Source organism: Ruminiclostridium josui JCM 17888, assembly GCF_000526495.1.
Lineage (GTDB): Bacteria > Bacillota > Clostridia > Acetivibrionales > DSM-1351 > Ruminiclostridium > Ruminiclostridium josui.
This window is the reverse complement of record NZ_JAGE01000001.1, coordinates 124783-139821: the sequence shown is the minus strand read 5'-3', so window position 1 is coordinate 139821 and position 15039 is coordinate 124783. Positions and strand designations below refer to the sequence as shown.

At 36.4% G+C, this 15039-nt stretch carries 13 protein-coding genes and 2 riboswitches; all 13 genes read left to right on the top strand.

Features of this window, described 5'->3' with window-relative positions; all coding sequences use genetic code 11:
* Positions 1-118: 118 nt before the first annotated feature.
* The 13 genes from K412_RS0100650 (at position 119) to K412_RS22630 (ending at position 15038) form a co-directional block, all read left to right on the top strand.
* Positions 119-559 (top strand): Fur family transcriptional regulator, encoded by a 441-nt coding sequence (locus K412_RS0100650; RefSeq protein ID WP_024831310.1) that lies wholly within the window; start codon positions 119-121, stop codon positions 557-559.
* A 136-nt stretch (positions 560-695) separates the two neighbouring features.
* Positions 696-2291, top strand: coding sequence for an alpha/beta hydrolase family protein (locus K412_RS0100645; protein WP_024831309.1), 1596 nt, complete (start codon positions 696-698; stop codon positions 2289-2291).
* 67 nt (positions 2292-2358) lie between these two features.
* A riboswitch (TPP riboswitch) is annotated at positions 2359-2456 on the top strand.
* A gap of 76 nt (positions 2457-2532) precedes the next feature.
* Positions 2533-2631: riboswitch (TPP riboswitch) on the top strand.
* A gap of 113 nt (positions 2632-2744) precedes the next feature.
* Complete coding sequence (thiD, locus tag K412_RS0100630; protein ID WP_024831308.1) at positions 2745-3557, top strand: bifunctional hydroxymethylpyrimidine kinase/phosphomethylpyrimidine kinase; 813 nt, start codon at positions 2745-2747, stop codon at positions 3555-3557.
* Complete coding sequence (gene thiC, locus K412_RS0100625; RefSeq protein ID WP_024831307.1) at positions 3554-4864, top strand: phosphomethylpyrimidine synthase ThiC; 1311 nt, start codon at positions 3554-3556, stop codon at positions 4862-4864. Before thiD ends, thiC begins: the two co-directional genes overlap by 4 nt.
* Before the next feature lie 15 nt (positions 4865-4879).
* Positions 4880-5701: a hydroxyethylthiazole kinase gene (gene thiM, locus K412_RS0100620; protein ID WP_024831306.1), complete on the top strand. Its 822-nt coding sequence runs from the start codon at positions 4880-4882 to the stop codon at positions 5699-5701.
* Positions 5691-6323, top strand: a complete 633-nt coding sequence (gene thiE, locus K412_RS0100615; protein WP_024831305.1) for a thiamine phosphate synthase — start codon at positions 5691-5693, stop codon at positions 6321-6323. Before thiM ends, thiE begins: the two co-directional genes overlap by 11 nt.
* Before the next feature lie 165 nt (positions 6324-6488).
* Complete coding sequence (locus K412_RS0100610; protein WP_024831304.1) at positions 6489-7832, top strand: glycosyltransferase family 2 protein; 1344 nt, start codon at positions 6489-6491, stop codon at positions 7830-7832.
* A 233-nt stretch (positions 7833-8065) separates the two neighbouring features.
* Positions 8066-9202 carry a multiple monosaccharide ABC transporter substrate-binding protein gene (gene chvE, locus K412_RS0100605; RefSeq protein ID WP_024831303.1) on the top strand — a complete coding sequence of 379 codons (1137 nt, stop codon included), beginning with the start codon at positions 8066-8068 and terminating at the stop codon, positions 9200-9202.
* Positions 9203-9347: 145 nt separating this feature from the next.
* Positions 9348-10883: a multiple monosaccharide ABC transporter ATP-binding protein gene (gene mmsA, locus K412_RS0100600; RefSeq protein WP_024831302.1), complete on the top strand. Its 1536-nt coding sequence runs from the start codon at positions 9348-9350 to the stop codon at positions 10881-10883.
* Positions 10883-12055 (top strand): multiple monosaccharide ABC transporter permease, encoded by a 1173-nt coding sequence (gene mmsB, locus K412_RS0100595; RefSeq protein ID WP_024831301.1) that lies wholly within the window; start codon positions 10883-10885, stop codon positions 12053-12055. The genes mmsA and mmsB overlap by 1 nt, the downstream gene beginning before the upstream one ends.
* 158 nt (positions 12056-12213) lie before the next feature.
* The gene (locus tag K412_RS0100590; protein WP_024831300.1) at positions 12214-13272 is read left to right on the top strand and encodes a substrate-binding domain-containing protein; all 1059 of its coding nucleotides are present in this window, start codon (positions 12214-12216) and stop codon (positions 13270-13272) included.
* Between the two features lie 2 nt (positions 13273-13274).
* Positions 13275-14804: a sensor histidine kinase gene (locus tag K412_RS20220; RefSeq protein ID WP_242835498.1), complete on the top strand. Its 1530-nt coding sequence runs from the start codon at positions 13275-13277 to the stop codon at positions 14802-14804.
* Positions 14805-14852: 48 nt separating this feature from the next.
* Positions 14853-15038, top strand: a complete 186-nt coding sequence (locus K412_RS22630) for a sensor histidine kinase (protein WP_242835496.1) — start codon at positions 14853-14855, stop codon at positions 15036-15038.
* Position 15039 lies beyond the last annotated feature (1 nt).

The following is a 15039-nucleotide window of genomic DNA, read 5'->3' as shown; positions in this document are numbered from 1 at the left end:
AAGAAAGTACAAAATGCCCTAGATGTGGTAAAATATTTATAGAAAAGCGGGGATGTGAAAATTGCAAAGGATGTTCATTGTGGAAAACCTGCAAAAATAGTTGAAGGAGGACTACCTTTTGAATACTGGCGATAGCGGCTTATTAAAAGAAAAATTGAAGGAATGCGGATATAAATTTACAGGGCAGAGAGCAGCAATCCTTGATACATTGGTTCAGTGTTCCGGACAACATGTAAGTACTGAGGAGCTGTTCAATCTAGTTAAAGCCAAGCATCCTGAAATTGGCCTTGCAACAGTGTACAGAACTATGATTTTGCTAGATAAGCTCAATCTTGTTCATAAGCTTGATTTTGATGACGGTTTTAGCAGATATGAGCTGGTTAAGCCCAATGAAGATCACAGACATCATCATCTTATTTGCAGTTCCTGCGGTTGTGTTTCAGAAGTTGAGGAAGACTTGTTAGATAATCTGGAAGAAGAGATTCTTAGAAAAAATGGCTTTTTGGTAAAAGACCACAGAGTACAGTTCTATGGATTATGTAAAAAATGCAGAGAATGAATTATATAATTATATTTAAAGAGGGCATAGTGGAAAATAAGTAATTATTTATCTGCTGTGCCTTTAAATTTATTCAAATTGATATAGTTTATAGTGTATAATTAAGTTTGAAATTACAATAAATGGAGGAGGAGCAATGAGGAATTTTATAAAGCTAATAAGCTTAATGCTGATAATTCTGATGCTGGGCGGAACAGTTGCGTATGCTGCCCAAGAGAACAGCCAGTTGGCTTCAGAGGATATATATGTACCTGTCAAGTTTATTTGTGAGACCTTGGGTGGACAGGTTTCCTGGGATGCTAAAAAGCAAATTACTACAATCAAGCTGGGTAGCAATGAATTAAAACTTTTTATTAACCGTTGTGATGCTATATTAAACGGAAAAACAAAGGTTTTAAAAGAAAAAGTTAAGGTTCAAGAAGGAAGAACAATTCTACCATTAAGTGTTTTGAATTCCCAGCTGGGGCTTAAGCTTACAGGCGATGATTATATTAAACTCATTTCGGCAAAGTTCATAGACTTGGTTAAAGCAGGAAAGACTGGAGATACATCAATTCTACTTAGCAAAAGTTTTTCAAAGTATGTGACAACAGAATTTCTAAATTCTACATTGGCTCCTGTATTTTCAGTTGTTGAGCCTGACGTTAAAACCATGACTATATCAAAAAACACTGTACATCAGAATGTTTTTATACCATTTACAGCTCAGCAGGCCAAATACAATTTTATATTCAGATTTGACTATAACGGAAAAATAGATGAATTTAATCAGGCAGCTGATTCGTCACAAATTACATATTCCAAACCTTCATACGATAATTCTGCAAACTATATCGAAAAAGAGGCAACAATAGGAGAGGGAGAATGGAAACTTCCCGGTACGCTGACAATCCCAAAGGGTAAAGGCCCGTTTCCGGCACTTATTCTGGTACATGGTTCAGGCCCTAATGACAGAGATGAAACTGTAGGACCACTAAAGCCGTTTAGAGATTTGGCTGTAGGTCTTGCAAGTCAAGGAGTGGCAGTTTTGAGATACGAAAAAAGAACTTTGGAATATGGCGTTAGAACGCAGCTATTACCGAAACTGACCATGGTGGAGGAATTTGAAGAGGACGCTTTTGCTGCTGCAAAGTATCTAAAATCAATAGATAGTATAGATGCTTCAAATATTACTGTACTGGGCCACAGTGAAGGTGGATATGATTTGCCGAGGATACTTGACAGAGACAAAACAGGTATATTCAAAGCCGGAATCATAATGAGCGGATGTTCCAGACCATTGTATGAACTTTTGCCGGAGCAATATAAATATCTTGCAGATTTGGGTATGGCAACTAAGGAGCAGGCTGAGGCTGCAAAGGAACAGGTTGCTTTGATACAGGACAAGAGTTTTAATCCGGAAAATCCTCCAAAAGGGTATAGCCTTGGTATGCCATATTACTTCTATGATATGAAAAACTATGATGTTATTGGAACAGCTAGGCAAATAGAAAAACCAATACTTGTGCTGCAGGGTGAAAGAGATTATCAGGTTAATCCCCAAACAGACTATGAGGGATGGAAAAAAGCTTTTGAAGGTAAATCAAATGCAGAATTCAAGTTTTATCCCAAACTAAATCATATGTATATGGAGGGAGAAGGACAATCCACTCCTGCTGAATATTATGTAAATGGAAATATTCCTCAATATGTTATAAATGATATTGCAGGATTTATAAAAAATAATACTTAACTTAACACAATTTGAAAAGGGAAATTAGTTCTTTACCCTTTTGTTATATTGTGATAAAATTCAATAGTACTAGTTGCGGGGGGACCATTTTGGTTGAGAAGGTAAAACCTGACCCTTGGAACCTGTCGGTTAACACCGGTGTAGGGAAGCAAAATATTATCAGAAAATTTTTAAAATAAATTTTGATAAAGTCGCTTACCTTACAAGGGTGAGCGTTTTTTTATTATTAAAATATAATAGTTGTGACTTGTGGGGGGACCAATTTTGGTTGAGAAGGTAAAACCTGACCCTTGGAACCTGTCGGTTAATACCGGTGTAGGGAAGCAAAGAAGATTATTTATGGTAAAGGTTTAAATGTGCTTTCCTGCTGGAGGGCACTTTTTATGTGTCTTTTACTTTGTCAAAGGTCAAGTGAATAAATACCCCTGTTATATTAAGGAGGTGTAGCAATTAATGAAAAAAGTATTGACTATTGCCGGGTCTGATTGCAGTGGAGGAGCAGGAGTTCAGGCAGATTTAAAAACTTTTGCTGCTAATGGTGTCTATGGAATGAGTGTTATTGTTTCAGTGGTAGCAGAGAATACCTGTAGAGTTATTGATATTCAGGATATAACCCCTGATATGATTAAAAAGCAGATGGATGCAGTTTTTGAGGACATAATACCTGATGCTGTAAAAATAGGTATGCTGTCAGGTAAGGAGTGTATGGAAGCGGTTGCTGAAAAATTGGAAAAGTATAAGCCTGTAAATGTGGTTATTGATCCTGTAATGATTGCAAAAGGCGGTCATGCATTAATGAAAGAAGACTCTTTGGAGTTTTTTATAAAAAGGTTGATACCTTTGGCAGGCATACTAACTCCAAATATTCCGGAGGCTGAGGCAATAACCGGAATAGAGATAACTACCGTAGAGGATATGAAAAAGGCGGCTCTTAGAATATATGAAATGGGTGCGGACAGTGTTCTTCTAAAAGGAGGACATTTGGACGGAGACGCATTAGACATACTTTTTGACGGAAAAGAATTTTACATATATTCAACAAAAAGAATCCAGACAAAAAATACTCACGGAACAGGGTGTACATTATCCTCTGCCATAGCCTCAAACCTTGCTTTGGGACTGTCCTTTCCAGCAGCGGTTGAAAAGGCAAAAGCATTTGTCACAATGGCAATTGAGCATTCACTTGAAATCGGAAAGGGGCATGGCCCCACAAATCATTTATATGGAGTTTATAAAAACGGATTGGATTATTGGAGGTTACTATGAATTACAAAACGCAGATGGAAGCGGCAAAAAAAGGTATTATTACAAATGAAATGAGGATTGTTGCTAAAAAGGAGTCAATGGACGAAAACAAGCTTCGTGAGCTTGTTGGTGAGGGTAAAATAGCCATTCCGGCAAATATAAACCACAAGTCCTTGAGCCCAGAGGGAATAGGTCAGGGGCTTAGAACAAAAATCAATGTAAACCTGGGTATATCAGGAGACTGTCCTGACTACACAAAAGAAATGGAAAAGGTTGATATGTCAATTAAATTTGGCGTTGAAGCCATAATGGACCTTAGTAATTACGGTAAGACAAACACTTTCCGCAAAGAGCTTATTAAGCGTTCTCCTGCCATGATAGGAACAGTTCCCATGTATGATGCAATAGGCTATCTTGAAAAGGACTTAATGGATATTAAGGCTTCGGACTTTTTGAAAGTTGTTGAGGCTCATGCTGCAGAAGGTGTGGACTTTATGACAATCCATGCAGGAATAAATAAACGTGCTGTTGAGTGCTTCAAACGCTCAAAGAGGCTTACTAACATTGTTTCAAGAGGAGGTTCCCTTCTTTTTGCGTGGATGGAAATGACTGGAAATGAAAATCCTTTTTATGAATATTATGATGATTTCCTTGAAATTCTTAGGGAATATGATGTAACAATTAGTCTTGGAGATGCATTGAGACCAGGCAGTATCAACGATAGTTCAGATGCAGGACAGTTAAGTGAACTTATAGAACTGGGTAACCTTACAAAACGTGCATGGGAAAAGGATGTACAGGTGATGGTTGAAGGACCAGGTCATATGGCTATTAATGAAATAGCCGCAAATATGACTATTCAGAAGAGACTGTGCCACGGAGCACCTTTCTATGTACTAGGGCCTTTGGTAACTGACATAGCACCGGGCTATGACCATATTACTTCGGCAATTGGCGGAGCAATTGCAGCTGCAAACGGTGCAGATTTCTTGTGTTATGTAACTCCTGCAGAGCATTTAAGATTACCTGACCTTTCGGATGTAAAAGAAGGAATTGTTGCTTCGAAAATTGCTGCTCATGCTGCCGATATTGCTAAGGGAATACCCAATGCACGTGAAATTGATAACAAAATGAGCGATGCCAGACGACGAATTGACTGGGAAGAAATGTTCTCATATGCTATTGACGAAGATAAGGCAAGAGCATATTTTGAAAGCACACCTCCAGCTGACAGACATACTTGCTCAATGTGCGGAAAAATGTGTGCTATGAGGACTACAAATAAGATTTTAGCCGGTGAAAAGGTGGAGTTTGTAACAGAGAAATAGTAAAGGAGACCAATTATGAGTGATTATACAAAGCAAATAGCAAACTTAATTGCTGATGTCAGAAATAAAAAGCCCCTTATTCATAATATTACAAATTATGTAACCGTAAATGATTGTGCAAATGTTGTTCTAGCAATAGGTGCATCACCTATAATGGCAGATGATATTAATGAGGCTGCGGATATCACATCCATTTCTTCCGCACTTGTAATAAATATAGGGACATTAAACAAAAGAACTGTGGAATCAATGCTAGTATCCGGCAAAAAAGCAAATGAGAAGGGGATTCCCGTTATATTTGATCCTGTGGGGGCAGGGGCCTCAACATTAAGAAATGAAGTCACAAGAACTATTTTAAATACAGTAAAAATAAATGTTTTGCGAGGAAATTTGTCTGAGGTATCATACATAGCCGGACTTAATGCAACAACAAAAGGTGTTGATGCATCAGCTGCTGATATTGAATCCAATGACGCTACCACCGTTGCAAAAAAAGCCGCTGAAAAGCTCGGATGTATTGTAGCAGTAACCGGAGCTGTTGATGTAATTTCAGACGGTAAAAATCTTATAACTATCTCCAATGGACATAGAATGCTGTCAAATGTTACGGGAACGGGGTGTATGACTACTGCTTTGGTTGGCTCATTTTGCGGGGCAGAAAGAGATTATTTCAAAGCTGCTGTGGCAGGAGTGACGGTAATGGGAATAGCGGGAGAAATTGCTTTTGAAGCCGCAGGACATAAAGGTACGGGCAGCTATCATATTGCTATTATTGATGCTATTAGTAAAATGAATGATAATATTTTGGGAGAGAAGGCAAGAATAAATGAAATCTAAAATTGATTATACCCTTTATCTTGTAACCGACCGTGAATTAATGAGCACCAAAACACTGGAGGAAGCAGTAGAACAGGCGATATTGGGAGGTTGTACATTGGTTCAGCTACGTGAAAAAACAGCTTCTTCCCGAGAATTTTACCAAACTGCACTTAAAGTAAAAGCAATAACAGACAAGTATAAGGTATCCCTTATTATAAATGACAGAGTTGATATCGCATTGGCAATAGGAGCTGACGGAGTTCATGTAGGGCAGAGTGATTTGCCGGCTGCTGTTGTAAGGAAAATTATAGGTAAAGACAGAATACTTGGTGTATCGGCTGAATCTGTTGAGAAAGCACTAGAAGCTCAAAGAGACGGTGCTGATTATATCGGAGTAGGAGCCTTGTTTACTACAAGCACAAAAACAGATGCAAAGGCCGTATCTATAGAGACTCTAATGACAATTACGAAAGAAATATCAATACCAGTAGTAGGAATAGGTGGAATAAATGCACAGAATGCAGCTAAACTGAAAAATACGGGAATAAGCGGGATTGCCGTAGTATCAGCTATTATTGCACAAAAGGATATAAAATTATCTGCTAAAAAAATGCTTGAAATTTTTGGGAAAAAAGCTTAAAAAAAAACACCTCAAATCTTTGTGTAAGAAGAAAATATTTGAGGTGTTTTTTTATGCCATATTAATTAAAATTTAACAGTAGCATAATCAATATATTTGATTGGTAAAACTAAATTATCGTTAGTTAGCTTAGAAATTATTATATGACATTCAACGGAGCAAAGAATGAAGCGGATAACTACAACAACTGGGTTAAAGAACAAGAAGAAAAAGATTTATATCCCTGTAAAAAACAAGTTTATAATAAGCATGGCTGTGGGACTAATATGGATGGCTCTATCCATCTATTTTTCCATACCATGGATTGTTGATTTATCACTTTACATAACTTTGCCCATTTCTATACTGGTAATTGCCGGTATAGCATATATTCCCGGATATATGAATGCCTTCATGATATCAAGCCTATTATTGGATAGGCAGCCCGAACTTAAAAATTCCACACCCAAAGTCCCTGTAACCATACTGATTGCATGCTATAACGAGGAAAAAAGTGTTGAAAACACTATTAAATATGTAGCATCACAGGATTATGAGGGAGAAATAAAAATAATAGTAATAGATAATAATTCAAAGGACAAAACAGCAGAAGCTGCAATAGAAGCAGGAGAAAAAATGAATCTCAATCTAAAGGTAATACATGAGAGTACTCCAGGTAAGAACTTTGCTTTAAATGCAGCACTGGAATATGTAGAAACAGAATATGCTTTGACACTTGATGCAGATACATTGCTGCATAAATCTGCTTTGAGGAATATTGTTGCCCGTATGGAAAGTTCTCCTGACGATGTATGCGCTGTTGCAGGAACTGTTTTGGTCAGAAACAGTCGTGGAAATATACTAGCCAGAATTCAAGAATGGGACTATTTTTTAGGTATCGCAAGTATTAAAAGATTGCAGGGCTTATTTCAAAGCACATTGGTAGCACAGGGAGCTTTTTCATTGTACAAGACTGAGCTGATTAGAAAAGTAGGCGGATGGCCTGATGCAATCGGTGAGGATATAGTTTTGACTTGGAGTTTTCTAAGAAATAATTGCCGGGTTTATTTTGAGCCGTCGGCAGTTGCATTTACAGATGTTCCAACCTCCTTGAAACATTTTTTTAGACAAAGAAGCAGGTGGGCCAGAGGAATGGTTGAGGCTTTGAAGCTATTTAAGCCTTGGTCCCAACCAATTTATTCTGCGAGATATCTTACAGGGTGCAACCTATTTATGCCATTTATGGATTTTGTGTATACATTTTGCTGGCTGCCAGGGTTGATACTGGCCTTTTTCGGGCATTTTTGGATTGTGGGCCCGGCGACACTTTTTGTAATACCACTTGCACTATTCCAGAATTTTATATTGTACACCTATCAAAAGGGTGTTTTTAAATCTTTAAATTTACGCATAAGAAAAAATATTATAGGATTTATTTTATATGTTTTATTTTATCAGATGTTAATGAGTCCTATTTCTGTCTGGGGCTACATTCAGGAAACCCTTAAGCTTCGAAGAATATGGAAATGAGATTGTTTTTTGTACAAATTTTATAGTAAACAAATTATTTTTCTATCCTTCTTTGTCTATAATCACTAAAAATTTTCTAAAAAAATTAAAGGATTATAAAAAAAATCACATTTATTTAGAATATTCAAAAGATTAATATAACAATATAATACTTGACCGACAGAGTTAGTGTTATAAGAACTTATTTCTAATATAAGTCGGAAAAGTAAAATATTTTCAGGAGGAATAAAGACATGAAAAAGGTAATCGCTTTGATTTTGGTGGCAGTCCTTTCAGTAGGTATGCTTGCTGCTTGTGGAACTTCAACTGATAATTCTTCATCATCAGCTTCATCAGCAGCAACAACTGATTCTGCAAAAGGTACAGACACAGCTACTGGCGGACAATTAATTGGTGTAGCAATGCCTACTCAGTCATTACAACGTTGGAACCAAGATGGTGCTAACATGAAGAAGGAACTTGAAGGAAAAGGCTACAAGGTTGATCTTCAGTATGCTAACAATGATGTAAACACTCAAATTCAGCAGATTGAAAACATGATTGTTAAGGGTAGTAAAGTTCTTGTTATTGCAGCTATTGACGGTTCAGCTCTCACTGACGTTTTGAAAAAAGCAGCAGATAATGGAGTAAAAGTAATAGCTTATGACAGACTTATTATGAAAAGTCCTAACGTAGACTATTATGCTACATTTGATAATTTCAAGGTTGGTGTTATTCAAGGTCAATATATTGAATCAAAATTGGGTCTTAAAGATGGAAAAGGACCATTCAATATTGAACTTTTTGGTGGATCACCTGATGATAATAATGCAAATTTCTTCTTTAACGGTGCATATAGTGTTTTGAAACCTTATATAGACAGTGGTAAGCTTGTTGTAACAAGCGGTCAGAAAGATTTTGCAAAAATAGCAATCCAAGGTTGGGATTCTGCAAAAGCACAGGCAAGAATGGACAATCTGATTACAGCTAATTATGCAGGCGGTAAGAAACTTGATGCAATTCTTTCACCAAATGACAGTCTTGCAATAGGTATTATTGCATCTCTCAAAAATGCAGGTTTTGGTAGCAGTGACAAACCATATCCTATTATCACAGGACAGGACTGCGACAAACCAAACGTTATAGCAATGATTAACGGACAACAGTCAATGTCAATATTCAAGGATACTAGAACTCTTGCTTCAAAGGTTGTTGAAATGGTAGACGCTCTGTTGCAGGGTAAAGAAGCTCCTGTTAACGACACTGAGACATATAACAACGATAGCAAAGTAGTTCCTTCATTCCTCTGCGATCCTGTATACGCTGATAAAGACAACTACAAGCAAATTCTTGTTGAAAGCGGATATTACAGTGAAGCTGACCTGAAGTAATAAATTATAGTGATATGCAAATAATTTAATTATGCAAACTAATTACATTATGCAAACCGGACATAGATGTGTTCGGTTTGCATATGTCAAGGCTTGATTAGCTTTTATATATGCAAGCCGAATACAAGTAAAGGGAGATGAGGAAATGGCAGAGTTTATACTTGAAATGAGAAATATTACAAAGCTTTTTCCCGGAGTAAGAGCCCTTGACAACGTTAATTTTAAAGTGCGAAAAGGAGAAATCCACGCACTTGTTGGAGAGAATGGAGCGGGAAAATCCACATTGATGAATGTACTAAGTGGAATTTACCCCCATGGCACTTACGCAGGAGATATTATTTTTGATGATCAGGAATGTATTTTTAGTAATATTAAAGACAGTGAAAAGATGGGAATCGTTATCATTCACCAGGAATTAGCATTAGAACCTTATCTTTCTATTGGCGAAAACATATTCTTGCGTAATGAAAGGGCAAAGTACGGTTTTATAAACTGGAACAAAACTCATGTTCAAGCAACGGAACTGTTGAAAAAAGTACGTCTTAAAGATGACCCATATACACTTGTTTCAGAAATTGGTGTAGGTAAACAACAATTGGTGGAAATTGCAAAAGCCCTTGCCAAGAACGTTAAATTACTTATACTGGATGAGCCTACAGCTGCATTAAATGAAGATGATTCAGAAAATCTCTTAAAGCTTATACTCGAGTTAAAAGCAGAAGGAATCACTTCTATTATAATTTCTCACAAGCTTAACGAAGTTTTGGAAGTAGCTGATACTATTACTGTTCTTCGTGATGGAGCTACTATCGAAACTATAAAAAAAGATGAGGATTTAACTGAAGACAGAATAATAAAGGGAATGGTTGGACGTCAGCTGGTTGACAGATTTCCAAAACGTATACCTAAAATCGGTGATATTAATTTCGAAATTAAGAACTGGAATGTTTATGATCCTGCTATCGAAGGGAAAAAAGTTATAAAGAACGTAAACCTGAATGTTAGAAAGGGCGAAATAGTAGGGATTGCCGGTTTAATGGGATCGGGAAGAACCGAACTTGCAATGAGTGTATTTGGAAAGGCGTACGGTAAAAATATCAGCGGAGAGATTATCAAAGACGGAAAGAAGATTGAACTTCACAATATAAAACAAGCAATTGATAATGGGTTGGCTTATGTAACTGAGGACAGAAAGTCAGCAGGTCTTATCCTTATGCAGGATATAAAAAATAATATATCTCTGGCGGGAATTCAAAAACTCAAGAAAAATATGCTTGTAGATGAGAATCAGGAAATTCGCGTTGCTGAGGATTTCCGTAAAAAAATGAATATTAAGTCTCCAAGTATATTACAAAAAACCGGTAATTTATCAGGAGGAAATCAGCAAAAAGTTGTTTTAAGTAAATGGATATATACTGAGCCGGATGTGCTGATTCTGGATGAACCTACAAGAGGTATCGATGTCGGAGCCAAATATGAAATATATACCATAATAAACAGACTGGTAGACGAAGGAAAGTCAGTTATTATCATATCATCAGAGCTTCCAGAAATACTTGGTATGAGTGATAGGGTATATGTCATGAACGAAGGAAGGATTGTAGGAGAACTTGACAGGAGTCAAGCATCACAGGAAAGCATTATGAAATGCATTATGCAGAGTAACAGGGAGGTAGTATAATGGAAACAATTAAAAATATTTTCAAAAATAACATAAGACAGTATGCCATGCTGATTGCCTTGGTTGTAATAATGGCATTCTTTCAGATTGCAACGAAGGGTGTCCTTCTGTTACCAATGAACGTGTCAAACTTGATACTTCAAAACAGCTATGTCCTTATTCTTGCAGTTGGTATGACCCTATGTATTTTAACCGGCGGTAACATAGACCTTTCGGTAGGCTCAGTTTGCGCTTTCATTGGCGGAATCATGGGTATTTTTGTAATTAATATGAAGATGAATGTTGGACTTGCCATTTTACTATGCCTCTTAATTGGTCTTGTTATTGGAATTTGGCAAGGTTTCTGGATAGCATATGTAAGAATTCCTGCATTTATTGTTACCTTGGCCGGAATGCTTATTTTCAGAGGTCTTACAATAACTATGCTCAAAGGATTAACTCTTTCACCTTTCCCTGAAAGCTTCACTAATATCAGTGCAGGTTACATTCCTGATATATTTGGTGGGTTTGGTACAAAACTTAACATGTTGACTTTAGTTGTAGGATTAATTGTTTCAATTATATATATCTATCTTGAAATTAAGAAAAGAGCAGAAAGAAAGAAATATGATTTTGAAGTTACACCTGGATATCTGTTCGTAATCCAATTAATTCTTGTGGTAGCAGCAATAGGCGTTTTCACATACTGGTTGGCTATTTACAAGGGAATTCCAATAATCCTTGCATTAATCGGTATTTTGATACTGGCTTATTCAATATTTACAATGAAGACAGTACCTGGACGTTATCTTTATGCAATGGGTGGAAATGAAAAAGCTGCAAAACTATCAGGTATAAATACTAACAAGGTTCTTTTCTTCTCATATGTAAATATGGCGGTATTAGCTGCTCTTGCAGGTATAACTTTCACAGCACGTCTTAATGCAGCTTCCCCTCAAGCAGGAGTTAACTTTGAACTTGATGCTATCGCAGCCTGCTTTATAGGTGGGGCGTCTGCTTACGGTGGTATAGGAACAGTTGTTGGAGGCGTTATTGGTGCCCTGGTTATGGGAGTTCTGAATAACGGTATGTCAATACTTGGAGTAGGCAGTGACATGCAGATGACAATCAAAGGTCTTGTATTATTGGTAGCAGTTGCATTTGATGTATTTTCTAAATCAAAATCAAAATAAAAAGCAGTAAGCTTACAAATGTAAAAATAGGATTTCGTACTGTCCGTGGTATACTAGCGGTGGTAGAAATCCTATTATTTATATTTGGCCTTAGCCTCAATAATATAAAGATATTGAAGGCAAATTTTGATATAATTAAGGAGTTTTTGATTGAAACAATGAATAAAAATAGTTTTTTCAAAAAAACCAAATTCGTTTACTTAATATTGGTATTACTTATAGCTTTACCGGGATGCGGCGGTTCAATACCTGAAAAAAGTCAGGTAACTGAGCCAAGCACATCTTATGAGGAAAATTCAAATATTACTCCAAATAAGGACATTACAATAGCAATGGTTCCGAAATCTTTGGATAATCCCGTTTTTCTTGATGCACTTGAACAAGGTGAACGCATTGGTAGGGAATTAGGGGTAAAAGTTGAATGGCTTGGGCCTATGCAGTCTGACACAAATGTACAGATTGCTATAGTAGAGAGCCTTATCCGACGCAAAGTAGACGGAATTGTCATTAGTTGTATTGATCCCGCTAAAATAAAGCCTGTTATTAACAAAGCAGTCCAGGCAGGTATAAAGGTTGCTACATTTGATTCGGATTCTCCTGATAGTAATAGGCTTTTCTACTGCGGCACCGACAATTATGCGGCTGGTGTAGCTTGCGGAAAAGCTCTGATAAAAGAAGCTAAGGCAAGGGGAAAGGACAAGAAGGTACTAAATCTTTTAATAATGACTGCAGATAAAGAAAGTAACAATCTTAACAAGCGACTCAATGGTTTTCTTGAAACTGCTCGTGAAGGAGGAATTCAACTTAATATAATAGATACACTGTATTGCAATGACGATGTTAATATTGCAGGAGATATGCTTGAAAAGCATATTAGAACAGAGGATACCCCGGACGTCTTTTTTAGTACGGGAGGTTGGCCTTTTGTTTCACCGCCGGAATCACTTCCGGGCTTTCATGCATGGTGTAAAGATGGAGGAATTTCTATTCTTGTAGATACCTATTATCCGGTGTTGGAAGCTGCTGAAAAGGGCTTGGCGGATTCTTTGGTGGGACAGAATTTTAATAAGATGGGTGAACTGAGTATAAAAAATTTGTATAAAGCAATTAAGGGCGAAAAGATTCCTTCAAGTTTTATAAATACAGGACTTGAATTGGGTGATAAGAGTAATTTTGCTAAACTCCTTGAGGGAAAACAAAGATGGGAGATAAAATAGTTATGAAGGATAACTTTTTCAAAAAGTTTAGTATTTACAGCATAAGATCAAAAATGACCATTTGCTTTTTGGCTTTGGGACTTATACCCATCCTGGTTTTTGGTTTTATTTCATATCACCTTTATTTGCTAAACCTTCATAAAAATGTAGCAAACTATTCGGAACAGGTAATAGAAAGAGTCGATAAAAATTTGGAAACCTATATCAGCGATATTGAAAATATTATGAGGTTAAAAAGTAATTATTACTTTCAGCAGTATTCTAAATTAAATGAAACAGGAGATATTGAAGGAAACAGAAAATATATAGTAAGGATTTGGGAAACATTTGACAGTCTTAAACAAATGAAAACAGATTTGGTTGACATAAGATATATATCTTCCTCAGGAAGTGCCATTAGTTGTTATGGCAGATACTGGGGTGATTTAACCACTGAGCCGTTATATGGTGAATTGGTTACTAAAAAAAATGATGTTGTAGCCATACAGCCGCCACATTTAAATATTTTGAACAAAAAAGTCTTTTCCATTGGCCAGGCAGTAAATCGTACTGCAAAAGGAGATATGGGAATTATGGCTATTGATATAGATGTTAATTTCCTGAAAAAAATCTGTAGTGATATTAAGCTTGGTGATACAGGTTTTGTTTTCTTTGAAAAGGATGGTAAAGTGGTATTTACTCCTGAGAGTTCGGACAAGCCGGGACTTTCAAATATTATTACTCAAAATACTAAGCTTATAAATAGCAAAAATGGAAACCTTATAGAAAGCATAAACAATACAAATTATATTATTACTTATAAGACATCTGATATCACCAGGTGGAAAATAATAGGAGTTACTCCTGAAGCAGAGATGACCAGAGAAGTTAGTACGCTAAGAGAAGTGTTTTTCTGGATTATAACCTTAATAATCATTATAATTCTACTGCTTACTATATATCTTACTTCTGTTCTGACAAATCCAATGAGGAAGCTGAGGAGCATTATGAAACAAGCTTCTGAAAATGATTTATCTATTTATGCGGATATAAGAACCAGGGACGAAATAGGGCAGCTGGCAAGCAGTTTTAACAAAATGATGAATCAAATAAGAGAACTTATGGATAAAGTTAAAGACGATCAACAGAAAATAAGAGTTATGGAAATGAAGGCAATGCAGGAGCTTATTAAACCCCATTTTGTTTACAATACTCTTGATTCTATTATTGGACTTCTTGAACAGAATAGGAATGAGGATGCTATAGATATTGTTGATTCACTTGGCAAGTTCTTTAGAACAAGTCTGAGTCACGGAAGAGAAGTTGTTTTTATAAGGGAAGAAATTGACCACATCAGAAGCTATTTGATGATACAGCAATTTAGATTTTCTTATAAATTTGACTATTTGTTTGAAATAGATGATGGGATTTACAATTTTAAAACGGTTAAGTTAATATTACAACCCCTTGTTGAGAATTCTATCTATCATGGTATAAGAAATTTGGATAAAAAAGGCCTTATAGTTATAAACGGTTATCTAAAGGATGACTAGGTTATCTTTGAAATTTCAGATAACGGTGAAGGGATATACCAAGAAAAAATGGAGCAGCTTAACAGAATAATGGCAGGGGAGGAAGAGGTTGAGGATCAGAACATGTATTTTGGTATTAGAAATGTAAATGAGCGTATAAAATTAAATTTTGGAAGCGAGTACGGCTTAAAATACCAAAGCAAGGTATCTGTAGGTACAAAAGTAGTAGTAAATATTCCTCAGATAGGTGGGTGAG